The sequence below is a fragment of the Acinetobacter sp. SA01 genome, assembly GCF_011319235.1.
Classification (GTDB): Bacteria; Pseudomonadota; Gammaproteobacteria; order Pseudomonadales; family Moraxellaceae; genus Acinetobacter.
Map to the genome: position 1 here is coordinate 1 of NZ_WXXM01000003.1, position 24,428 is coordinate 24,428.

20 protein-coding genes and 1 tRNA gene are annotated in these 24,428 nt (G+C 42.8%); 16 read left to right on the plus strand and 5 right to left on the minus strand.

Features of this window, described 5'->3' with window-relative positions:
* The 10 genes from GTU69_RS04230 to rpoC all read left to right on the plus strand — a co-directional run.
* On the plus strand, positions 1–757 hold a 757-nt coding region (locus GTU69_RS04230; protein WP_240921585.1), incomplete at its 5' end, for an elongation factor Tu.
* A gap of 56 nt (positions 758–813) precedes the next feature.
* Positions 814–889: transfer RNA gene (locus GTU69_RS04235), tRNA-Trp, on the plus strand.
* 73 nt (positions 890–962) lie between these two features.
* The gene (gene secE / locus GTU69_RS04240) at positions 963–1,403 is read left to right on the plus strand and encodes a preprotein translocase subunit SecE (protein WP_086197256.1); all 441 of its coding nucleotides are present in this window, start codon (positions 963–965) and stop codon (positions 1,401–1,403) included.
* Positions 1,404–1,410: 7 nt separating this feature from the next.
* A complete protein-coding gene (gene nusG, locus GTU69_RS04245) occupies positions 1,411–1,944 on the plus strand; it encodes a transcription termination/antitermination protein NusG (protein ID WP_086197255.1) in 534 nt (177 codons plus the stop codon).
* Between the two features lie 118 nt (positions 1,945–2,062).
* A complete protein-coding gene (gene rplK / locus GTU69_RS04250; RefSeq protein ID WP_034587972.1) occupies positions 2,063–2,491 on the plus strand; it encodes a 50S ribosomal protein L11 in 429 nt (142 codons plus the stop codon).
* A gap of 3 nt (positions 2,492–2,494) precedes the next feature.
* Complete coding sequence (gene rplA, locus GTU69_RS04255; protein ID WP_166168483.1) at positions 2,495–3,190, plus strand: 50S ribosomal protein L1; 696 nt, start codon at positions 2,495–2,497, stop codon at positions 3,188–3,190.
* Positions 3,191–3,517: 327 nt separating this feature from the next.
* Positions 3,518–4,024, plus strand: coding sequence for a 50S ribosomal protein L10 (rplJ, locus tag GTU69_RS04260; protein ID WP_086197253.1), 507 nt, complete (start codon positions 3,518–3,520; stop codon positions 4,022–4,024).
* A gap of 48 nt (positions 4,025–4,072) precedes the next feature.
* The gene (gene rplL, locus GTU69_RS04265) at positions 4,073–4,441 is read left to right on the plus strand and encodes a 50S ribosomal protein L7/L12 (protein WP_086197252.1); all 369 of its coding nucleotides are present in this window, start codon (positions 4,073–4,075) and stop codon (positions 4,439–4,441) included.
* A 304-nt stretch (positions 4,442–4,745) separates the two neighbouring features.
* Positions 4,746–8,834, plus strand: coding sequence for a DNA-directed RNA polymerase subunit beta (rpoB, locus tag GTU69_RS04270; RefSeq protein WP_086197250.1), 4,089 nt, complete (start codon positions 4,746–4,748; stop codon positions 8,832–8,834).
* 147 nt (positions 8,835–8,981) lie between these two features.
* Positions 8,982–13,172 carry a DNA-directed RNA polymerase subunit beta' gene (gene rpoC, locus GTU69_RS04275; protein ID WP_086197249.1) on the plus strand — a complete coding sequence of 1,397 codons (4,191 nt, stop codon included), beginning with the start codon at positions 8,982–8,984 and terminating at the stop codon, positions 13,170–13,172.
* 158 nt (positions 13,173–13,330) lie between these two features.
* Here the strand turns inward: rpoC and GTU69_RS04280 are convergent, their stop codons facing one another.
* The gene (locus tag GTU69_RS04280; RefSeq protein ID WP_166168486.1) at positions 13,331–14,197 is read right to left on the minus strand and encodes an alpha/beta hydrolase; all 867 of its coding nucleotides are present in this window, start codon (positions 14,195–14,197) and stop codon (positions 13,331–13,333) included.
* 331 nt (positions 14,198–14,528) lie between these two features.
* On the opposite strand from GTU69_RS04280, the gene GTU69_RS04285 reads away from it, so the two are divergent.
* On the plus strand, positions 14,529–14,888 hold the full coding sequence (locus tag GTU69_RS04285) for a DNA transfer protein p32 (RefSeq protein ID WP_086197247.1): 360 nt from the start codon (positions 14,529–14,531) through the stop codon (positions 14,886–14,888).
* A 43-nt stretch (positions 14,889–14,931) separates the two neighbouring features.
* On the opposite strand, the gene GTU69_RS04290 is transcribed toward GTU69_RS04285, so the two are convergent.
* Entirely contained in the window at positions 14,932–15,417 is a 486-nt protein-coding gene (locus GTU69_RS04290) for a DUF4442 domain-containing protein (RefSeq protein ID WP_166168489.1), read from the minus strand.
* Positions 15,418–15,537: 120 nt separating this feature from the next.
* Here GTU69_RS04290 and GTU69_RS04295 point away from each other — a divergent pair, with 120 nt between their 5' ends.
* From GTU69_RS04295 to htpG, 5 genes are all read left to right on the plus strand, one after another.
* Positions 15,538–16,407 (plus strand): alpha/beta fold hydrolase, encoded by an 870-nt coding sequence (locus GTU69_RS04295; RefSeq protein ID WP_166168492.1) that lies wholly within the window; start codon positions 15,538–15,540, stop codon positions 16,405–16,407.
* A 129-nt stretch (positions 16,408–16,536) separates the two neighbouring features.
* On the plus strand, positions 16,537–17,949 hold the full coding sequence (locus GTU69_RS04300; protein WP_166168495.1) for a Na+/H+ antiporter family protein: 1,413 nt from the start codon (positions 16,537–16,539) through the stop codon (positions 17,947–17,949).
* 300 nt (positions 17,950–18,249) lie between these two features.
* Complete coding sequence (locus tag GTU69_RS04305; RefSeq protein ID WP_166168498.1) at positions 18,250–18,864, plus strand: OmpW family outer membrane protein; 615 nt, start codon at positions 18,250–18,252, stop codon at positions 18,862–18,864.
* Positions 18,865–19,047: 183 nt separating this feature from the next.
* Positions 19,048–19,392: a lysozyme inhibitor LprI family protein gene (locus GTU69_RS04310; protein ID WP_166168501.1), complete on the plus strand. Its 345-nt coding sequence runs from the start codon at positions 19,048–19,050 to the stop codon at positions 19,390–19,392.
* Positions 19,393–19,485: 93 nt separating this feature from the next.
* Positions 19,486–21,405, plus strand: coding sequence for a molecular chaperone HtpG (gene htpG, locus GTU69_RS04315; protein WP_166168504.1), 1,920 nt, complete (start codon positions 19,486–19,488; stop codon positions 21,403–21,405).
* 94 nt (positions 21,406–21,499) lie between these two features.
* Here htpG and GTU69_RS04320 read toward each other — a convergent pair whose 3' ends face one another.
* The 3 genes from GTU69_RS04320 to GTU69_RS04330 all read right to left on the minus strand — a co-directional run bounded on the left by GTU69_RS04320 (position 21,500) and on the right by GTU69_RS04330 (position 24,386).
* Positions 21,500–22,618 (minus strand): hypothetical protein, encoded by a 1,119-nt coding sequence (locus GTU69_RS04320; protein WP_166168507.1) that lies wholly within the window; start codon positions 22,616–22,618, stop codon positions 21,500–21,502.
* Between the two features lie 85 nt (positions 22,619–22,703).
* The gene (locus GTU69_RS04325) at positions 22,704–24,191 is read right to left on the minus strand and encodes a hypothetical protein (protein ID WP_166168510.1); all 1,488 of its coding nucleotides are present in this window, start codon (positions 24,189–24,191) and stop codon (positions 22,704–22,706) included.
* 15 nt (positions 24,192–24,206) lie between these two features.
* A complete protein-coding gene (locus GTU69_RS04330) occupies positions 24,207–24,386 on the minus strand; it encodes a hypothetical protein (protein WP_086197238.1) in 180 nt (59 codons plus the stop codon).
* Between the last annotated feature and the right edge of the window lie 42 nt (positions 24,387–24,428).

The window sequence follows — 24,428 nt, forward strand, 5'->3', positions numbered from 1 at the left end:
GTTGCTTGAACTGGTTGAAATGGAAGTTCGTGAACTTCTTTCTACTTATGACTTCCCTGGTGATGACACTCCTGTTATCCGTGGTTCAGCTTTGGCTGCGCTTAACGGTGACGCTGGTCAATATGGCGAATCTTCAGTTCTTGCTCTTGTTGAAGCGCTTGACACTTATATCCCAGAACCAGAACGTGCAATCGACAAAGCATTCTTGATGCCAATCGAAGACGTATTCTCAATTTCTGGTCGTGGTACAGTAGTAACTGGCCGTGTTGAATCAGGTATCGTGAAAGTAGGCGAAGAAGTTGAAATCGTAGGTATCAAAGATACAGTTAAGACAACTGTAACTGGCGTAGAAATGTTCCGTAAATTGCTTGACGAAGGTCGTGCAGGCGAGAACTGTGGTGTTCTTCTACGTGGTACTAAACGTGAAGACGTTCAACGTGGTCAAGTACTTGCTAAACCAGGTACAATCAAGCCGCACACTAAATTCGATGCAGAAGTATACGTACTTTCTAAAGAAGAAGGTGGTCGTCACACTCCATTCCTTAACGGTTACCGTCCACAGTTCTATTTCCGTACAACTGACGTAACTGGCGCGATTTCTTTGAAAGAAGGCGTTGAAATGGTTATGCCTGGTGACAACGTAGAAATGTCAGTAGAATTGATCCACCCAATCGCAATGGACCCAGGTCTACGTTTTGCGATCCGTGAAGGTGGTCGTACAGTTGGTGCTGGTGTTGTTGCTAAAGTAACTGCATAATAGCAACCATAAGTTGAAATTACAGATCGGGGACTTTAGTTCCCGATTTGTACTGTAGGTCAGTAGTTCAATTGGTAGAGCGTCGGTCTCCAAAACCGAATGTTGGGGGTTCGAGTCCCTCCTGGCCTGCCATTTTTTTAAAAAAAAGCTTGATGCTGGTTAAATTGTCATATAATAAGTCGCGAAGCCTACGACGAGTACAAAAATGTCGAATGATAAATCGCGTGACGCATTAAGCGAAGCGCCAATTCCACAAAGAAATAATTCTGCTGAAGTTGTTAATTCTGGTTCCCCTTTAGATATTGTTCTATGGGTTATCGCATTGATTTTGTTAATCGGTGCAGCCATAGGGGGGCAGTATTTGCCAGCGTATTGGGCACCAGCCAATAGTGTTTGGGTGCGCGTTGGAATAATTTTGGCTTGTATCGTAGTGGCTTTAGGTTTATTATACGCCACCCATCAAGGCAAAGGCTTTGTTCGTTTGTTGAAAGACGCTCGAATTGAGCTGCGTCGTGTGACTTGGCCGACTAAGCAGGAAACGGTATCCACATCTTGGCATGTTCTTGCTGTTGTTGTAATCGCTGCCATTGTTTTATGGTGTTTTGATTACATCTTGGGCTGGTTAATGAAGTTTTTTATCGGGTAAAAGAGCTATGAAACGTTGGTACATTATTCATGCCTATTCAGGTTATGAAAAACAAGTGATGCGTTCACTTAATGATCGAATCCAGCGTAGCGCTGTAGCCGATAGCTTTGGTGAAGTCCTGGTTCCTACCGAAGAAGTGGTAGAGATGAAGGATGGTAAGAAGCGTAAATCAGAGCGTAAATTCTTTCCTGGCTACGTATTAGTCGAAATGGAAATGAATGATGATACCTGGCACATCGTTAAAGAATGTCCAAAAGTATTGGGTTTCATTGGTGGTACAGCAGAGAAACCTGCACCAATTACGCAAAAAGAAGCTGATGCGATTCTTGCGCGTGTACGCAATACTGGTGAAGCACCTCGTCCTAAGACGATGTTTGAGCCAGGCGAAGAATTACTCGTTATTGATGGTCCATTTACCGACTTTAAAGGTGTGGTGGAAGAAGTTCTTTACGAGAAGTCACGTTTGACGTTGACAATCAATGTATTCAATCGTCCAACTCAGGTTGAGCTCGAATTTCGTCAAGTCGAAAAAGCGAACTGATTTAAGTTGGATTGAAAACGCCCGATTTGTTATGGATCGGGCATTGTTGTTGTAACAGTATTGTTACATAAATAGCGTTGGGGAGCCTAGCGGCGTTTGTACCCAGAGGTAATTTGAAATGGCTAAGAAGATTGACGGCTATATCAAGCTGCAAGTTCCAGCTGGTAAAGCGAATCCATCTCCACCGATTGGTCCTGCACTAGGTCAACGTGGTGTTAACATCATGGCATTCTGTAAAGAATTCAATGCTGCTACACAAAAAGTTGAACCAGGTCTTCCAATTCCTGTAGTGATTACTGTGTACAACGACAAGTCGTTCACATTTATCATGAAAACTCCACCTGCTGCTATTCTTCTTAAGAAAGCTGCTGGTATTCAAAAGGGTTCAGCTGTACCTAACAAAACTAAAGTTGGTAAGTTGACTCGTGCTCAGTTAGAAGAAATTGCGACTACTAAAGAACCAGATTTAACTGGTGCTGATTTAGACGCACGTGTACGTACCATTGCTGGTTCTGCGCGTTCTATGGGCTTGGAAGTGGAGCTATAAGACATGGCTAAATTAACTAAACGTCAAAAAGCCATTGCTGCTGCTGTAGAAGCAAACAAAGTTTACACTTTGGAAGAAGCAGTACAAGTTTTAACTAGCCTTCCTGCTGCTAAATTCAAAGAATCTTTGGATGTATCAGTAAATCTAGGTGTTGACCCACGTAAATCTGACCAGGTTGTTCGTGGCGCGACTACACTTCCTGCAGGTACTGGTAAAACTGTACGTGTTGCTGTGTTTGCTCAAGGTGCTGCTGCTGAAGCTGCTAAAGCTGAAGGCGCAGACATCGTTGGTTTTGATGATCTTGCTGAAAGCATTCAAGCGGGTAACCTTGATTTCGACGTAGTAATTGCTGCTCCAGATGCAATGCGCGTTGTAGGTAAACTTGGTACGATTCTTGGTCCACGTGGCTTAATGCCAAACCCTAAAGTGGGTACAGTAACTCCTGACGTAGCTGGCGCTGTTAAAAACGCTAAAGCTGGTCAAGCACGTTACCGTGTAGACAAAGCGGGTATCATCCACGCTGCGATCGGTCAAGTTGGCTTTGAAGCTGCTGCTGTTCGTCAAAACGTTGAAGCTCTTGTAGCTGACCTTAAGAAAGCAAAACCTGCGACTTCTAAAGGTGTTTACATCAAAAAGATCACTTTAAGCTCAACTATGGGTCCTGGTCTTACTATTGATGTAGCAAACGTATCTAACTAAGTTTGACTTAGAAAAGAATTTTAAAGCCCTGAAGATGTCTCCTTCTCCCTCTGGGAGAAGGTCGGGAAGAGGGTTAAACCTCTCCCTAGCCCTCCCCTATAAGGAGAGGGGATAATTTAGGCAAACTTTGAATTGATAAATGTAAATTTGTCAGCGTCAAAGACCTCGGGCGAGGGGAGTTCTTTGGAACTCACTTCTTAAAAGTCCAGTCCGAGTAGACGCGGTGGTGTGATTTGTTCATCCTCCGCGTGTAAGTCCAGTGATGGCCTTACGAATTGGGAGTGTACTTCTTTGTAAGTGCATAAATCACCGTTAGGAGGTTTTACAATGGCTCTTCTTATCGAAGGCAAAAAACAGATCGTAGCTGAAGTAGCTGAAGTTGCTTCTACTGCATTTGCTGCTGTTGTTGCTGACTACCAAGGTTTAACTGTTGAGCAATTAACTGCTCTTCGTGTTGAAGCTCGTAAACTAGGTGTTGCTACACGTGTTGTGCGTAATACTTTAGCTAAACGTGCTCTTCAAGATACTCAATTCAATATCTTGAATGACAACCTTGTTGGCCCAACAATCTTAGCTTTCTCAACTTCTGAAGACGACATGGGCGCAGCTGCTCGCTTGTTTGAAGAATTTGCTAAAACTAACAAAGCATTTGAACTTAAAGCTGCTGCATTTGACGGCAAGGTTTATCAAGGTGCTGAAGTTAGCGTTATCGCAAACCTTCCAAACCAAGAAAAAGCGCTTACTATGCTTGCAAACGTTCTTCAAGCTCCTATTTCGAAATTGGGTCGCCTTATTACTGCGCTCAAAGAGAAAAACGAGTCAGAAGCTGCATAAGCTTAAATTTACTTTCACACCATTCAATCCCCATTTGGAGTTATTCTCATGGCTTTAACTAACGAAGAAATCTTAAACGCAGTTGCTGAAAAAACTGTTCTTGAACTTGTTGAACTTATCTCTGCTTTTGAAGAAAAATTCAACGTATCTGCTGCTGCTGTAGCTGTTGCTGCTGGTCCTGCTGCTGGTGCTGCTGTTGAAGAACAAACTGAATTCAACGTTGAGTTGACTTCTTTCGGTGCTAACAAAGTAGCTGTAATTAAAGCAGTTCGTGAAATCACTGGTCTTGGCTTGAAAGAAGCTAAAGACATGGTTGAAGGTGCTCCTTCAGTTCTTAAAGAAGGCGTTTCTAAAGAAGAAGCTGAAGAACTTAAGAAAAAACTTGAAGAAACTGGTGCTACAGTTACTGTTAAGTAATTTCGATCGGGGTCTAATTTTAAATTGACCCCAAAAATTGGCTGATGGCTCTTGGGTCATCAGCCTTTTTGCGTTACAATTATCGGCTCGATTTTTGTTTGATTGGTGTAAAAAAGCATCAATTATTATAATAATCAATAATATCAAACGTTTACCAATATTTTTTATATTTGAAAATATTGCTAAGCGTTTTAATACCACTAAAAATTGCAGCATTTGTAAAAAGTGGTGGCCATATCGGCCTGTGTAATTCCTTCTAGGTCCGTTCTGCAGGCGGACTTAGTTTACTTTCCGAGGACTCCAGATGGCATACTCATATACCGAAAAGAAACGGATCCGTAAGAATTTTGGTAAATTGCCTAGCGTCATGGATGCTCCGTACTTGCTCGCGATTCAGGTCGACTCGTACCGAACATTCTTACAAGATGGCAAAACACCAAAAAACCGCGAAGATATCGGTCTCCAAGCCGCATTTCGTTCAGTTTTTCCTATTGAAAGTTATTCTGGCAATGCTGCTTTAGAATTTGTTGAGTATAGTCTTGGTAAGCCTGAGTTTGACGTGCGTGAATGTATTTTACGTGGTTCAACTTATGCAGCACCAATGCGTGTAAAAATTCGTTTGATCTTAAAAGATCGCGAAACCAAATCAATTAAAGACGTACGTGAACAAGAAGTGTACATGGGTGAAATGCCACTCATGACAGAAAACGGTACTTTTGTCATCAATGGTACTGAGCGTGTAATCGTATCTCAATTACACCGTTCACCAGGCGTGTTCTTTGACCACGATAAAGGCAAAACACATTCTAGCGGTAAAGTTCTTTATTCTGCACGTATCATTCCTTACCGTGGTTCATGGCTGGATTTCGAATTCGATGCTAAAGACCTTGTATATGTTCGTATTGACCGTCGTCGTAAATTGCTTGCGACTGTGGTTCTTCGTGCTTTGGGTTATAGCAACGAACAAATCCTGGATATGTTCTACGAAAAAGTACCTGTGTATCTTGACATGGGTAGCTACCAGATTGACCTGGTTCCAGAACGTCTTCGTGGCGAAATGGCGCAATTCGACATTGCTGACAATGACGGTAAAGTGATTGTAGAGCAAGGTAAACGTATCAATGCGCGTCACGTACGTCAGATGGAAGCTGCTGGTTTAGAAAAACTTTCTGTTCCGGATGAATACTTGTACGAACGTATTGTTGCTGAAGATGTTGCTTTACGTGACGGTGAAGTGATTGCAGCCAATACGGTATTGAGCCATGAGATCATGGTGAAATTGGCTGAAGGTGGCGTAAAACAATTTAACGTATTGTTCACGAATGATATCGATCGCGGTTCATTCATTGCTGACTCTTTACGTGCTGATACAACTACTGGTCGTGAAGAAGCACTGGTAGAAATCTACAAAGTGATGCGTCCAGGCGAGCCACCAACAAAAGAAGCTGCTGAGAACCTGTTCAACAACCTGTTCTTCTCTTCTGAACGTTATGACTTGTCTCCGGTCGGTCGTATGAAGTTCAACCGTCGTTTGGGTCGTCCTTACGAAGTCGGTACTGATCAGAAGTCTCGTGAAGTTGAAGGTATTCTTTCAAACGAAGACATCACTGATGTATTAAAAACATTGGTTGAAATTCGTAACGGTAAAGGTGAAGTCGACGATATTGACCATTTAGGTAACCGTCGTGTTCGTTCTGTTGGTGAAATGACAGAAAACCAGTTCCGTGTTGGTCTTGTTCGTGTTGAACGTGCTGTTAAAGAACGTTTAAGCCAAGCTGAAACTGACAACTTGTCTCCGCAAGATTTAATCAATGCGAAACCAGTTGCTGCTGCAATCAAAGAATTCTTTGGTTCAAGTCAGTTGTCTCAGTTCATGGACCAAAACAACCCGTTGTCTGAAATTACACACAAACGTCGTGTATCAGCGCTTGGGCCTGGTGGTTTGACACGTGAACGTGCGGGCTTCGAAGTACGTGACGTACATCAAACTCACTATGGTCGTGTGTGTCCAATTGAGACTCCTGAGGGTCCAAACATTGGTTTGATTAACTCACTTTCTGTTTATGCGAAATGTAATAACTTCGGTTTCCTGGAAACTCCATACCGTAAAGTTGTAGATGGTCGTGTAACAGATGACGTTGAATATCTTTCTGCAATTGAAGAAGTAGGTACTGTCATTGCACAGGCCGATTCTGCAATTGATAAAGAAGGTAACCTGACTGAAGAATTCGTTTCTGTACGTCACCAAGGTGATTTCGTACGTATGCCTCCTGAAAAAGTGACGCATATGGATGTATCTGCTCAACAGGTTGTATCTGTTGCTGCATCACTTATTCCATTCCTTGAACACGATGATGCGAACCGTGCATTGATGGGTTCAAACATGCAACGTCAGGCAGTACCTACGTTGATCGCCGACAAGCCGCTTGTTGGTACTGGTATGGAAGCAAACGTAGCGCACGACTCAGGTGTATGTGTACTTGCGAAACGTGGTGGTCGTATTGAATTTGTAGACGCGTCTCGTGTGGTAATTCGTGTCAACGAAGAAGAGATGATCGCAGGTGAAGCAGGTGTAGATATTTACAACCTGATCAAATATACACGTTCGAACCAGAACACTTGTATCAACCAGAAAGTTCTTGTGAAACTTGGTGATAAAGTTGGTCGTGGTGACGTTCTTGCGGATGGTCCATCTACGGATGGCGGTGAATTGGCGCTTGGTCAAAACATGCGCGTAGCGTTCATGACCTGGAACGGTTACAACTACGAAGACTCGATCTTGTTATCTGAGCGTGTTCTTCAAGAAGACCGTTTAACGTCGATTCATATTCAAGAATTGTCATGTGTTGCACGTGATACCAAGTTAGGTGCAGAAGAAATTACTGCTGATATTCCTAACGTTGGCGAAGCTGCACTGTCTAAACTGGACGAGTCAGGTATTGTTTACATCGGTGCTGAAGTAACAGCGGGTGACATCCTGGTTGGTAAAGTAACACCGAAAGGTGAAACGCAGTTGACGCCTGAAGAAAAATTGCTTCGTGCAATCTTCGGTGAAAAAGCAGCTGACGTTAAAGACTCTTCTTTACGTGTGTCTTCAGGTGTGAAAGGTACAGTGATTGACGTTCAAGTGTTTACACGTGACGGTCTTGAAAAAGACGAACGTGCTCAAGCCATTGAAAAAGCTCAATTGGATGCTTACCGTAAAGACTTGAAAGAAGAATTCAAAATCTTCGAAGAAGCAGCACGTGAACGTATTGTTCGCCTGTTGAAAGGTCAAGAATCGAATGGTGGTGGTACCACTAAACGCGGTGACAAGCTTACTGAAGAATTGTTATCTGGTTTAGAGCTTGTTGACTTACTGGATATCCAGCCAAGTGATGAAGCAATTGCTGAGCGTTTAACTCAAATCCAAGTGTTCTTGAAAGAGAAGAGCCAAGAGATTGACGAGAAATTTGCAGAGAAAAAACGCAAACTTTCTACGGGTGATGAACTGACTACTGGCGTATTGAAAGTGGTTAAGGTTTACCTCGCAGTTAAACGTCGCATCCAGCCGGGTGATAAGATGGCTGGTCGTCACGGTAACAAGGGTGTTGTATCGAACATCTTGCCTGTAGAAGACATGCCGCACGATGCCAACGGTGTTCCTGTGGATGTGGTACTTAACCCGCTGGGTGTACCATCACGTATGAACGTGGGGCAGATTCTGGAAACTCACTTGGGTATGGCAGCGAAAGGTCTTGGTGATCAAATCGACAAGATGTTGAAAGAGCAACGCACTGTACTTGAGCTTCGTGACTTCTTAGACAAGATTTACAATAAAGTTGGCGGTCAGCAAGAAGATCTTGACAGCTTGACTGATGATGAAATCTTGGCATTATCTGGTAATTTGCGTGCTGGTGTTCCTTTAGCAACACCTGTATTCGATGGTGCTGAAGAATCGCAAATCAAAGAATTGCTTGAACTTGGTGGCATTTCACGTACGGGTCAAACGGTATTGTATGATGGCCGTACCGGTGAACGTTTTGACCGTCCAGTAACTGTAGGTTACATGTACATGCTGAAACTGAACCACTTGGTTGATGACAAGATGCATGCGCGTTCTACAGGTTCTTACTCTCTAGTAACGCAACAACCATTGGGTGGTAAAGCCCAGTTCGGTGGTCAGCGTTTCGGTGAGATGGAAGTCTGGGCACTGGAAGCATACGGTGCAGCTTATACGCTCCAAGAAATGCTTACTGTGAAATCGGATGACGTTGAAGGTCGTACTCGTATCTATAAGAACATTGTAGATGGTAACCATTACATGGACCCAGGTATGCCTGAATCGTTCAACGTATTGACCAAAGAGATCCGTTCTTTAGGTATCAACATTGAACTGAAAAATGGTGACTAATTAAATCTCCCTGACCCCCTTTTTCAAAGGGGGAAAGTTCCCCTCTTTATCAAAGAGGGGCTAGGGGAGATTCCAAATTTCAGTTAAAAAACAATATTTGTGACCCAGTTGTGAAGTGAAAATCTCCACAACACACGGAGAAAAAAATTGAAAGACTTGCTCGATATCATGCGCAAAAAGACGGATTCTGATGGTCATGCTCCAGTAGAGTTTGATCGCATCCGTATTGGTCTTGCGTCACCAGAAATGATTAAGTCATGGTCTCATGGTGAAGTTAAAAAGCCAGAGACAATTAACTACCGTACCTTCAAACCTGAACGTGACGGTTTGTTCTGTGCCAAAATCTTTGGTCCGGTAAAAGATTACGAATGCTTGTGTGGTAAATACAAGCGTATGAAATACAAAGGCGTCATTTGTGAAAAATGTGGCGTTGAAGTAACAACTGCGAAAGTTCGTCGTGAGCGTATGGGTCACATCGAATTGGCTTCTCCAGTTGCGCACATCTGGTTCTTGAAATCATTACCGTCTCGTATCGGTCTTCTTCTAGACATGACTTTACGTGACATCGAACGCGTATTGTATTTCGAATCTTACGTGGTCACTGACCCAGGTATGACTCCAATGGAGAAATACCAACTTCTGAACGATGAAGAATACTTCACGGCGTTAGAAGAGCACGGTGATGAATTCACTGCAAAAATGGGTGCAGAAGCTGTTCAGGACCTGTTGAAAGACATCGATCTTGAAGCTGAAATTTCACGTCTTCGCGAAGAAATTCCTAACACAACTTCAGAAACCAAGCTGAAAAAAGCGTCTAAACGCTTGAAGTTGATGGAAGCGTTCAAAGAGTCAAACAACAAGCCAGAATGGATGGTATTAACTGTATTGCCAGTTCTTCCACCAGACCTTCGTCCGTTGGTTCCGCTTGAAGGTGGACGTTTCGCGACTTCTGATTTGAACGATCTTTACCGTCGTGTGATTAACCGTAACAACCGTTTAAAACGTCTTCTTGACCTTGCTGCTCCAGACATTATCGTACGTAACGAAAAACGTATGCTGCAAGAGTCTGTAGATGCATTGCTTGATAACGGTCGTCGTGGTCGTGCAATTACCGGTTCGAACAAACGTCCGCTTAAATCTTTGGCTGATATGATCAAAGGTAAGCAAGGTCGTTTCCGTCAAAACTTACTTGGTAAGCGTGTCGATTACTCTGGTCGTTCGGTTATTACTGTAGGTCCAACTTTACGTTTGCACCAATGTGGTCTTCCGAAGAAAATGGCACTTGAATTATTCAAGCCATTCATTTTCGCAAAACTGCAAGCTTCTGGCCAAGCAACAACCATTAAAGCTGCGAAGAAAATGGTTGAGCGCGAAACTCCAGAAGTTTGGGACGTTCTTGCTCACGTGATCCGTCAACATCCAGTGATGTTGAACCGTGCGCCTACACTTCACCGTTTGGGTCTTCAAGCATTTGAACCAACCCTGATTGAAGGTAAAGCGATCCGTCTACACCCACTCGTATGTGCTGCGTTCAACGCCGACTTCGACGGTGACCAAATGGCGGTACACGTACCATTAACACTTGAAGCTCAGTTAGAAGCTCGTGCGTTAATGATGTCGACCAACAACATCTTGTCACCAGCCAACGGTGAGCCAATCATCGTACCTTCTCAGGACGTGGTCTTGGGCTTGTATTACATCACGCGTGATGCGATCAATGCCAAAGGTGAAGGTATGGTGTTCGCGGATACTGACGAAGTAAACCGTGCACTTGCAACAGGTCAGGTAGATTTACACGCTCGCGTTAAAGCACGTGTACACCAGACTGTGATTGACGAAGATGGAAACCGTGAACAGCAAACCATTATTGTTGACACGACTCCAGGCCGCTGTCTGCTTTGGGAAGTTGTTCCTGAAGGTATGGACTTCCAGCAAATCAACGTTGAGATGACGAAAAAGAACATCTCCAAGTTAATTAACTCTTGCTACCGTAAATTGGGTCTGAAAGATACCGTTATCTTTGCTGACCAATTGATGTACCTGGGCTTCCGTCAAGCGACTCGTTCTGGTGTATCTGTTGGTATGGAAGACATGCTCATTCCACCAGCGAAATACTCGATCATCGAAAAAGCAGAAGTTGAAGTTCGTGAAATCGAACAACAATTCGAACAAGGTTTCGTAACTGCCGGTGAACGTTATAACAAGGTAGTCGATATCTGGGCACGTACCAATGACCAGGTAGCGAAAGCGATGATGGATAACTTGTCTTTCACGACTGTTAAGAACAAACAGGGTGAAGATGAGAAACAGAAATCATTCAACAGTATCTACATGATGTCTGACTCGGGTGCCCGTGGTTCGGCAGCTCAGATTCGTCAGTTGGCGGGTATGCGTGGTTTGATGGCGAAACCAGATGGTTCGATCATTGAAACCCCGATTAAAGCAAACTTCCGTGAAGGTTTGACAGTACTTCAGTACTTCATTTCAACACATGGTGCGCGTAAAGGTTTGGCCGATACAGCACTTAAAACAGCAAACTCTGGTTACTTGACTCGTCGTCTGGTAGACGTAGCGCAGGATTTGGTTATTACCGAGCCGGATTGTGGTACTTATGGCGGTCTGGTCATGACGCCATTCATTCAAGGTGGCGATGTCATTGAGAATCTGGGTGCTCGAGTATTGGGTCGTGTTGTTGCTGAAGATGTGAAACGTGCTGGTTCTGACGAAGTCATTCTTCCACGTAACACGTTGATTGACGAAAAAATTGCTGCCTTCCTTGAAGAAGCAGGTGTCGATGAAGTTAAAGTACGTTCAGTTGTAAACTGTGAATCTACATTTGGCGTATGTGCGAAGTGTTATGGTCGTGACCTTGCTCGCGGTCACTTGGTGAATCCAGGTGAATCTGTGGGTGTAATGGCTGCTCAATCAATTGGTGAGCCAGGTACACAGTTAACCATGCGTACGTTCCACGTGGGTGGTGCTGCGAGCCGAACTTCTGCTGCAAACAGCGTACAAGTTCGTAACAAAGGTACAGTACGTTTCCACAACGTGAAAACAGTACAACATGCCAAAGGTCATTTGGTATCGACTTCACGTTCAGGTGAGATCGGTATTGCGGATGATTTAGGTCGTGAACGCGAACGCTATAAACTTCCTTACGGTGCATCTATCTTGTTGAAAGATGGTGAAGCTGTAGAAGCAGGCGGTATCGTAGCGACTTGGGATCCACATACACATCCATTGGTTACAGAAGTTGCCGGTAAAGTACGTTTCAGCCAAATTGCTGATGGCGTAACTGTGACATCGAAAACTGATGATGCAACAGGTATGACTACAATCGAAATCTTGCCAGTGACTTCACGTCCTGCGTCAGGTAAAGATTTGCGTCCAGCGGTTGTATTGGATACCACTGATGGTGGCGAACAGTTCTACTTCTTGCCACAAAATACCATTCTTTCTGTCCGTGATGGCGAAACGATTGGTGTCGGTGATGTTATTGGTCGTGTACCACAAGAAACTTCACGTACCCGTGATATTACCGGTGGTCTTCCACGCGTAGCTGACTTGTTCGAAGCACGTAAACCGAAAGAGCATGCAATTCTTGCTGAAATTTCTGGTGTTGTAAGCTTCGGTAAAGAGACTAAAGGCAAGAACCGTCTTGTGATTACTCCGGATGATGGCTCTGAGATTTACGAAGAGCTTATTCCGAAGTGGCGTACGATTAACGTGTTCGAAGGCGAGCATGTGAACCGTGGTGAAACCATTTCTGATGGTCCGCAAAATCCACACGACATCTTGCGCTTGAAAGGCGAAGTGGCATTGACCAACTACATCGTGAACGAAGTTCAGGACGTATACCGTCTGCAAGGTGTAAAAATCAACGATAAACACATCGAAGTGATCGTGCGTCAAATGTTGCGTAAAGTCGACATTACTGACGGTGGCGATACAAGCTTCATCAAAGGCGAACAAGTGGATTACATCCGTGTTATGAGTGAGAACCAAGCTGTTCTTGCACAGAACAAGTTCCCGGCGAAGTTTGAACGTCAATTGATGGGTATTACCAAAGCATCGCTTTCTACTGACTCGTTCATCTCTGCTGCATCGTTCCAGGAAACAACACGCGTGTTAACTGAAGCGGCTGTAACAGGTAAAGAAGATGACCTACGTGGCTTGAAAGAAAACGTTGTTGTGGGTCGCTTGATTCCAGCGGGTACTGGTCTTGCGTACCACTTGGAACGTCGTCGTCAAGAAGCAGAAGCTGCAGAACATGCGCTGGTTAATGACTTCTCTGATGTAGACCAAGCATTAAGCCAAGCATTTAACCAAGAATTCTAATTCGACGTTAAATGACTCAAAAAAGACGCCTTCGGGCGTCTTTTTTTATGCCTCTGTTTTTGAGAGCATATTGGGGATTTTAGAGAGGGAATAAGTTTTTTAAAAATAAGATCTTGTATGCTCAAATCATTTTTAGGTTAAATAAGATTGAAATAAGCTCATTTCTCCGTAGCGGAATGGCTTTGTATAAATAAATTCACCGCTTGGGTATATGTATTATTTTGCCCAAGTGACTGGTTGATTTCTCTGTGTGAAAGTGGAATAGGCAATAGCTGGGTTTTGGTTCCTGATTTTTGTGCTTGCTGAATAAATTGCTGTGCCTGTATACATGGTTGGTCTGGCCGAATTGTGGAACAAACAGCGAGAAATGCCGGTAAAGTTTGGTGTACTTGAGATATAGGAGAAAGTGCTTTCCAGTTTGATGGCTGATTACCAAAGGCTTGATCATAAAACCGTGCATGTCGAGTTTGCATAATAATTTCGACATTATAGGCAGCACTGTCTAAAGCCACTGTAGCACGCCAGGGCTGAGGCTGCGATGTCAGCCAGAGGGGGCGTGTAGTGAGTAGGCTGACTAAGTGTGCACCTGCTGAATGTCCCATCAGAACCAAACGTTTAGGATCAGCATGCCAATTTGCAGCCTGTTTCTGGATATAAATAAGTGCTTCTGCAATATCTTGGGTTTGTTGTTGTACGCTGACCTCAGGAACCAATCGATAATTGAGGGAAATAAATACCCAGTTTTGTTTGGTCCAATATGCCACTTTGTTTTTGACTACAGCCGCATTATTTTTATCTCCAGTGGTCCAGGCTCCTCCATGTACCATCACAATTAACGGTGTCAGCGTTTTATCTGGGAAAGCTTTGGTGGGGAAATAGATATCCATGACCTGTTGAGCATGAGGCCCATAAGCAATATTTTTCAGGACTTTGGTTTTATTCATTAAGCTTGTATCAGAAGAATCCGGATAGGCCGATGAATTGTAACAGAACAATGTAAATATCAAGCAAAGGCGTTTTTTCATTCTCGTGATCCTTCCCATTTAAATAATATTAAATAAAGCCGCTGTGTTATTTAAAATTTTTCTTATAAAGTTATGTATCGATGGGAATACTTTAACTGATTTCTGATTTCTGATTTCTGATTTCTGATTTCTGATTTCTGATTTCTGATTTCTGATTTCTGATTTCTGATTTCGAACAATCGATCTTCCACATGCCGAATCGATTTTTTGGTATTTTAATTAAAATTAAATTACAACATTCAACATTAAAACTTGGAAAAGTAACATTACGCGGATATTAACTTCACACTCATGACGTATGCTGTAACAAATAGCCAAAAGGACATATCTCATGAAAAAGTTAATGAGCGTGATGGCAATGGCAACCCTGTCGACTTTTATGCTGGCAGGGTGTGATTCTATGTCTCCAAGAGAGCAACGTATTGGCGCAGCTGCACTTGGTGGTGCGGTTGGTGGTGGTGTGGGGAATCAGGTTGGTGGCGGTATCGGTGCAGCTGTCGGTGGTGGTGCCGGTGCAGCAGTAGGCAGTAAAACCCAGGGTGGTTCTAACCGTAATGCGACCTATAGTGGTGTCGGTGGTGCTATTGGTTCTGCGGTGGGTAAAAGTATCTTTGGAGGTAATGCCGGAGCTGCCATTGGCGGTGCCATTGGTGGTGGAGCAGGTGCAGCTATTGAAGAGAAAAAACGTTAATTGAAATCTGGATAAAAGCGCTTGTTGATCAGGCGCTTTTTTGTCAATTATGGCTGGCCTGTGATTTTTTTCGGCGGATATAGATGGTTTTTTCTACCTCGGCAATCCGTACGCCCGATTCATCAAAAATATTTACATGATAGTTTCGGTATACCGGGGCGTGATTTTCAGCAAGTCGCTTAATCTGGTCAATTTCTGTTGGATCGAGACGAATATCGGCATACACCGTACCACGACCGGGTGAGAGAAATTGTATGGATGCAGATTTATCCCACACAATGTATTTTGAACCCAGATGATGCATCAAAATCAGCATATAAAAAGGATCGACCATTGCATATAAACTGCCGCCAAAATGTACATCGACGACATTTTGATTTTTACGGGTTAGTGGCATTTTGATGCGAATATGGTAATTCGCCAGATCAACTTTATCGATTTCAATCCCTGCGCCGCGGTAAGGTGCGTAGCGATTTAACAAAAATTTAGAAATGGCAGGAATTGTCTGTAGTTTTTTGAAAAGGCTCATTTGGGTCAATTATTTTTTTTTCGGCTTCAGAACATACTAAAACACAATGATCAGGCTGGCATTGATCGGATTGCCCAGATTCTGCAATAAATAGGCAATAAAAAAATAGGATAAAAATATATGCAAGCTCAAACACAATGGGTGGCTACCTCAGATCAGCAGCGTCTCTATGTCAAAACCTGGGGCAATGAGGCAAACCCTGCTTTAGTCCTGGTTCATGGTTATCCGGATAATCAGGAAGTTTGGGAGCTGGTCATTCAGCAGCTGATTCAAGATTTTTATGTGTTGAGCTATGACGTACGCGGTGCGGGGAAATCCTCTATTCCGAAACGGATTCGCGACTATCGGCTGGAACAGTTATCTTTAGATCTGGAAAGTGTGGTCAATACCGTATTGGAAAACCGTCCTTTTCATTTGGCAGCACATGACTGGGGTTCAATCCAGTCTTGGGAATCGGTAACCGAGCCGAAGTTTCGGGATCGAATTTTATCCTATAGTACTATTTCCGGACCCTGTTTGGATCATGCTGCTTTCTGGATGCGTCAGCAATTTAAACAAAATAAGCCCAAGTTTTTTAAACAGCTGACTAAATCCTGGTATATCGCGGTGTTTCAATTGCCCTTGTTGGCGCCAGTCATCTGGACTTTATTTACGCCTGAAAAATGGGACAAAGTTTTGCAACAGTTAGAGCAGCAAAAAGATTTACCTTTAAACAGCCATATTGCTGCAGATGGAAAACATGGTATTGGACTGTATCGTGCCAACTTCATCCCACGTTTAACCCAACGACGTCAGCGTTTTGCTGTTTGTCCGGTGCAGGCGATTGTGCTGAAAAGAGACAATTTTGTCAGTCCGGAACTGATTGATGAAATGCCGAAATGGGCAGAAAATTTTCAGCGTGTAGAGATAGATGCTAACCACTGGGCAATATTGAGCCAAGCAGAGTTGGTCGCAGAATATATTAAAACATTTGCTCTAAAAAATAATTGAACAATTCTTTTGGATATAAATTTTAATTAAAATCAATTTTTTATCGTTTTTTGACTGAGCCGATTTATTTACAGTTTCAAAAGGGTGCATCTGTTAAAATAACGGCTTTTTATCTTCCTTAAAATTTTCATGAATGCAGTAGTAATTGCGATTGCCGTGATGTTTATACTCTCACTGGCACGAGTTTCTGTTGTCTTGACTTTGGTCATTTCAGCGATTATTGGTGGCTTGGTTGCAGGTCTAAGTTTGTCGGATACTGTAACTGCATTTAATGCGGGTCTGGGTGATGGGGCAGAAGTTGCCCTGGCTTATGCGGTATTGGGTGCTTTTGCTTTGGCCTTGTCAAAATCAGGCTTGCCTGATCTTTTGGCACATAAATTAATTGGTTTGCTGGGTGCGGAAGCCACGCATCAAAAAACCAGAAAAGTAAAATATTTACTGTTAAGCATTTTACTGGTTGCAGCCATTTTTTCTCAAAACCTGATTCCTGTGCATATCGCCTTTATTCCGGTCTTGGTTCCTCCTTTACTTAAGGTTATGAATCACATGAATTTAGACCGTCGTGCGGCAGCATGTGTACTGACCATGGGGTTGGTCGGAACCTACATTTTCCTGCCAGTCGGTTTTGGTTCCATTTTCCTTGAACAAATTTTGATGGGCAACATCAATAAAATTGGTGCAGCCTATAGCTTGCATGTAGAGCGCTGGATGATGCCGATGGGGATGGCTATTCCGGTCATTGGCATGCTGATAGGTACGTTGACTGCTGTATTTTTCAGCTATCGCAAACCACGTCATTATATTGATCGTGCGGTTGCTCGTGTGACCACCATCGATCTGGACAAGCCAATTCGTGCGGGCGAAGTGAGTCTGCAAACGGATGCCGAAGAACTCAAACACGAAGCAGAACAAGCGCCAGTCATCGCGAAAAAAACCATCTTTATGGCACTACTCGCGATTTCCTTGACTTTGGTTGCCCAGCTGTATTCAGGCTCGATGATCTTGGGTGGGCTGGTCGGTTTTGCGGTACTGTCTGCTGCGGGTATCTTCAAATGGCAAGAGGCCGATGATGTCTTCGTTCAAGGCATGCGCATGATGGCATTGGTCGGCTTCATTATGATTTCTGCGGCTGGTTTTGCTTCGGTGATGACGCATACTGGTGACATCAATAGTCTGGTGAATGGGGTAGTGCATCTGATTGGTGACAACAAAGCCTTGGCTGCATTCCTGATGCTGTTTATTGGTTTGTTCGTAACCATCGGGATTGGTTCATCATTCTCCAGTGTACCGGTATTGGCAGTGATTTATGTACCGCTGTGCATACAATTTGGCTTTTCTCCATTGGCTACTGTGGCCTTGATTGGTACCGCAGCAGCATTGGGTGATGCCGGCTCTCCAGCTTCAGACTCAACTTTAGGTCCAACTGCAGGTCTGGGTGTAGATGGTCAGCATGATCATATTTGGGATACGGTTGTTCCAACATTTATCCATTTTAATATTCCATTATTGGTATTTGGCTGGATTGCTGCAATGGTACTTTAATGAATTTTTAATTCATTTTATTGCTTATTTTAAAACATGTATTTAAAATAAATGTTATTAAATAATTAATATAATAAAACCAAGCAATATACTTGGAATATAATCATTAATCTGATTAACATGGTTGGTATTAAAAACCAACTATGTTGATCTGATTAAAATAAATAACTAATATTTTCAATAGTTTAAAAATAAATAAATTTAAAATAATTAATGGCTATTGCATATTAATAATAGGCATGTTTATTATTAATTAATGTTTAAATTTTGTAGTAATTATCCTTCTAGAGGTGATTTAAAATGTTAAAACAAGTTGCTCTTATCGCGTTAATGGGGATGTCTGCTTCTGCAATGGCAGGTCAATGGCAGGTTAAAGTGGGTGGTTCTGTAGTTGCTCCAACTGGAGACACAAGTATTTTAGGTGGCGCAGCTAAAGTAGAAGCTGATGATGAATATGCATTCACGCCTTCCGTGGAATATTTCTTCAATGACAATATTTCAACTGAATTACTTCTTGCAACACCAATTAGTCATGATGTGTTGTTGAATGGAGATAACGCTGTAAAAATTAAACAGTTACCACCTACCTTGACAGTGAAATATAATTTTAAAAACTCAACTGGCTTCACACCATACATTGGTGTGGGTGGTACAGCATTCATTGCTTGGGATGAAAGCGAACGTGGTCCTTTAACTGGTACTGATGTTAAAGTTAAAGAAGACTTTGGTTTTGCAGGTCAAGTTGGATTGAACTTTAAACCAGCAGATGCGAAAAACTGGGGTGTATTTGCTGACGTACGTTATGCGAAAATTAGCCCTGAAGTAACAGTTAAAGCAGGCGGTACTACTCTTACTAAATTTGATTTGGATATTGATCCACTTGTGTACACTATTGGCTATAGCTACAAATTCTAAAATAAAAATAGATATAAAATAAAAACAATAAATCAGCGCCAAAATCCCCATCTCTGATGGGGATTTTTTATTTCATCATTCAGTCACAATAAAGTACATAAATTGAGCACTTTTATCCTGTTTAATCATTAAAAATGCGTTTAAGTTGAGAGTCTACAATAAGCTAAAAAAGCAGGAAGAATCATGAAATTATTCACTCTGTATGGTGTGGTCTTTTTTAGTTTTTTAAGTGGCTCGGTTTATGCAGCCAGTTTTAATTGTGACAAAGCAGAAACGTCAACTGAACATGCCATTTGCGAGCACCGTGCCATTAATGATGCCGATGTCAAAATGGCCACCACCTACAATATTATTAAGCGTCTGGTACCGATGGGAACACGTGGTGTCATTCAGGATGAGCAGGTCAAATGGTTACAGTTGCGTGACCAATGTGGCAATTCAAGCCGCTGTTTAACTGAAGTGTATAAAATGCGCCAGCAAAAGCTGAATTTGTATATGGAGCGTGTGTATCAACAAGGGCCTTTTTAAGAAAAATTTATTTGACCCTATTGAAAATTCTTTAACTTACTCCATTCATTAAGCATCCAATAAAAACCATGTAATGAATTTAAGGAGTGATTTATGAGCGAACAAAGTGCACAAAAACATAGTTTCCAGGCTGAAGTAGCACAGCTATTACATTTGGTGACGCATTCTCTCTATTCAAACCCTGAAATTTTTCTGCGAGAACTGATCTCGAACGCTTCAGATGCCTGTGACAAGTTGCGTTTTGAAGGGATTAACCATCCTGAATATTATGAAAATGACCCTGACTTGCATGTACGTGTCAGTCTGGATAAAGAAAATAAAACCATCACTATTTCCGACAACGGTATTGGTCTGACTCAACAGGAAGCGATTGATAATCTGGGCACCATTGCCAAATCGGGCACCAAAGATTTTATGTCTAAATTGTCCGGAGATCAAAAAGCCGATGCGCAGCTGATTGGCCAGTTTGGTGTCGGTTTCTATTCAGGTTTTATTGTGGCTGAAAAGATTACCGTGGAATCGCGCCATGCCGCTGCTGATGTCGCTGACGGTGTACGCTGGATTAGCACTGGCACAGGTGATTTTGAAGTTGAACAGATTAACAAGGCTTCACGTGGAACAGACATTATTTTGCATTTGCGTGACAATGCACTGGAGTATTTAGAATCTTATAAAGTTAAGCAAATCATCAATAAATATTCTGACCATATTAGCCTGCCAATTGAAATGCAAAAAGAAATCTGGCAGCAAGAAGAAGCGGCTGAGGGGGAAGAAGCTAAGCCAGGTCAGATGGTAAAAACAGATGAATGGGAAGCGATTAACTCTGCTAGCGCACTTTGGACCCGCAATAAAAACGAGATCACTGACGAGCAATATACCGAATTCTACAAGAATCTCAGTCATGACTTTGATGCACCTTTGGCCTGGGCCCATAACCGTGTAGAAGGCAGCACGGAATACACACAATTGCTTTATATTCCAAGCAAGGCTGCCAGCAATCTCTTTACCCGTGAAGCCAAAGCTGGCATTAAACTGTATGTCAAACGCATATTTATTATGGATGAAGCGGATAACCTGATTCCAAACTACTTGCGTTTTGTACAGGGGGTGGTAGACAGTGCCGATTTGCCGTTAAACGTGAGCCGTGAATTGCTACAAGAAAGCCGTGATGTGAGAACCATTCGCGAAGGGAATGCCCGCCGTGTGTTGACCATGCTGGATACTTTGGCGAAGTCTGAAGATGAAAAAGACCAGGAAAAATTCAAAACGTTCTATGCTGAATTTGGTTCGGTAATTAAAGAAGGTTTGGGCGAAGACTTCGGTAATCGTGAGCGTATCCTAAAATTATTACGTTTCTCGACTTCCAGCAATGATGAAATTTCAACTTCATTGGCAGATTACAAAGCACGCATGAAAGAAGGGCAGAAAGCCATTTATTTCGTGACTGCGGAAAGCCTCAGTGCTGCGAAGAATTCACCACAACTGGAGCTGTTCAAGAAAAAAGGCATTGAAGTGCTGTTAATGGCAGATCGTGTGGATGAGTGGGCGATGGAGTTCATTCATGAATTCGACGGAACGCCAATGCAAAACGTGTCCAAGGGTGCAGTAGACTTGGGTGATTTGCAGGATGCTGAAGAGAAGAAAGCACTGGAAGTAGCAGCTGAACAGTTTAAGCCTGTGGTGGACAAGCTTTCGGATTCTCTCAAAGCCAAAGCCCAACAAGTGCGTGTGACGACCCGTTTGGTCGATTCACCTGCCTGTTTGGTAACAGGCGAGGGTGAGCTGTCTCCACAATTGATTCGCATGTTGAAACAGGCTGGTCAGGCGGTTCCTGAATCAAAACCGATTTTAGAAATTAACCCTGAACATCCGCTGGTGAAAAAGCTGGAAGGATCGAACCAGTTTGATGACCTGGCCAATGTAATTTTTGACCAGGCAGTGATTGCAGAAGGCGGTTTGCCTGATGACCCTGCAGCCTATGTAAAACGTATTAACAGTTTATTGCTGAAATAAGTCCTTTTCGCATTAAGCAAAAAACCTCCCTCGGGAGGTTTTTTATTGCAGAAAATAGGCGCATGGATGGCTCAACTTGTTATATTGCCCAACATTAGAACAATGCTTCCATACGCACTAATACACCGAGGAAATGGCTGCGATCTTCACGATGGTCATTCAGATAGTTTAAATCGCCCTGTAGAAAAAACCATTCACGTACAAAAGGTTGCCGCCATGAAATATAGGGTCCCCAACTGTTCAGGCGAAGGTCGTTATTATTATAAAAACCGCCGGTATATAAGCCATAAGCAAAACGGTTATTCTGGAAAAATTGATGTTGTCTGAATAAATAATTATCCCAGCTTACATCGTCATCTTGCTTGTCGGCATAGGTCAGGCTGAGCTGATTGGATAAAAAGGCCTGATTCGGCCGTGCATGGGTAAGTTCCAGATTGGTTCGCAAGTAGTTTTCACTATCTATGCCATAGCGGTAAATCTGTTCGGCATGAAATCTGAAATCATTTTCTAGTTGCCAGTCTCTGGATGCTTTAAGTCGTACATAAATATCATCCCCTGAACGAATCCCCAAATCCAGATCGGTTTCAAAAGGCAGCCGTTTGGAAAAATCCGACCAACGCAGGGCCAAGGAACTGTTACTTTCTTGTGTTCGTTCACGGTCTAAAGCTTTACTACTGGTGCTACCTGGATTTTCATCGGTAATAGCAACATTATTGTTCAGTTCGTTATCTAAAGAGTCATCACCGAATACCAAACTGATCTTACGTTCCAAGGTTGGAAGTTTAATTTTTCCGCGCAGACGTGGGCTAACTTCATAACCATCATGTTTATTCCAGCTGTTATCGATAATCAGGCGTAGGGTTGCTGAAGCTGGATCATTTGGATCGGGTTGCCCAAACCATTTATCTATTTTATGGGAGCTACGGTCTGTCCAGTTGCGGATTTCATGTTGTTTACGGTCTAGCCAGCTTTGTTTTTCAGTGGCCTGGATCGGAGGGACAATCACTGCATCTGACTGTTGCGGTAAAACTGTCGGCATCGCATCAATCAGGCTTGGAATCTGACTGAGCAAATTAAAATCTGTTTCTGTTGCGTTAAGCTTTTGTTGATCAACCCCGGTTTCAGCTGAGCTTGACCAGCTGACAGTAGACATGAGTCCAGAGATCAACACACATAAGAGGGGGCTTAATAGAGATAATTTTTTTTTCCGCATATCCTTGCTCTTATATTGTCTGATGATGACTAGTCTGGTAAAAAATCACACTAAAAAGCAAGCTCTTGCTACAAAAAATAAAAACTTAATTTGAAATATGCTTTTGAATCTCTTTATATAATTCCCGGCAATTTATAGGGGAACTGAATTGAGCAGTAATCATCTGAATCATTTGCCAGCTAATGCCATGATGGCGTTCCAATAAAAAATAAGGATAGGCCGATTCATTCTGTGACAGGGCTAAACGTTTGTGCCCATGAATAAGCCGTATTTTTTGCCGTTCTTTGAGTAAAAGTAGCGGTGTTTTAATATCGGCGGCACTTTCATCCAGCTGAATAATTTTTTGGGTTTGAATCAGTTGTGCAGGAATAAATGGCATATAGTTTCCATCATGCCAGATGCAAATGGCTTTATGCGTATAGACATCAAACAGGGATTCAATAGAGCTAAAATGATCGGCCAGGTCTATCCAGGGAATCGTCTTGATTGCAGCCAGGGCATATTGCTCGGCACTATTGAATAACGGCATGAACTGCATGGCCTGCGTCTGGTTTTCTGCACCCAGTAATGCCAAATATCGAACAAAACAACCTTGCTGATTGATCTGCTCTGCCAGATAAATCGGGTAATGCTGCCAGTTTTCCAGGTCTGCACCATGCAACAGTAAATCTAGATACGGGGCAATTTCTGGCAGGCTGGGAATGTCTAAACGATATAGCTGCTGTAATGAGGCTTCTTCGCCAGGTAGCGAATGAATACGGGCGACATATTGATTGAGTTCCAGGGTTTGTGCATCATCTTTGATGATAGATGACGGAGCCGCCGTATTCTCTATATCGGTGTGGGCGAGCGTAGAAGCCGCCATCGGTAGATCAGGTTCTACAGCTGAAGACGGTTGCTGAATCTCGGCAGGCTGCTGGCTTTGCTGCGCAGATGTTTCAGTGGCTATCGGCTCTTGATCTGAATACAGCTCAGTTATGGATAAATCCATTAAATTGGATTGTTCATGTTCAGCAATGGTTTGAAGCTCATCAGCAGCTACAGTTAGATTGGTCTCAGTCTCGGTTAAAACACTCGTTAGCTTTGGTACAATCAAATTTTGAATCTGTTTGAGTTCGTAGTCTGTTTTTAGGCAATTATAGTTCTGCTGTTGTTGCAGCATCCAGTGATAGGCATCATCCAGATTTTCCCATTCGCTGATCAGGGCTGTACGATTTGCTGCCGGAATTAACCAGATTTGCCAACCGAGTTGAGGATCATGCAAAATAGCCCAGCCAAAATCTGGATGTTGATAAAGGGCTTGCTCTAGCGCTTTACCTTGCTGAAATACGCCACGAAAAGAGAGCTGAAACAGGGTTTGAGCGGCGAAATCTGTAGCTGCTTTTTCGGGCTGGCTATGGGATTTAAATTGTAAAATCTGTTTTTTAAAAATCGGTTCATCACATAAAGCAAAAATGTCTTTTATCCGGGCTTTTGAGCGGGCAATTTCAAAGAAAGATAAGGAACGTTGTTCCAAGCCATCGATGAGTTGATTTAATTCTTGAATCAGCTTGGCTTTTTCTAAGACATTCATGTGCTGATCTCACCTCTAGAGATGCTTTTGCGCTTTTTCTAGATAACTTGCCAATACGATATTAATCGCGAGTTCAAGTAACTTATATTCTGCAGACGTGGGCTGGGAGTAATGCTCAGCAAGCATGATCAACTGATCGGTGTTGATCGTTTGCGGAGGAATCTTGCCTTGAATCAGTGCTTGAAGTTCTTGCATATACACACTTCTTCTTGAGTGAATTATTTATTTAATTGTTTT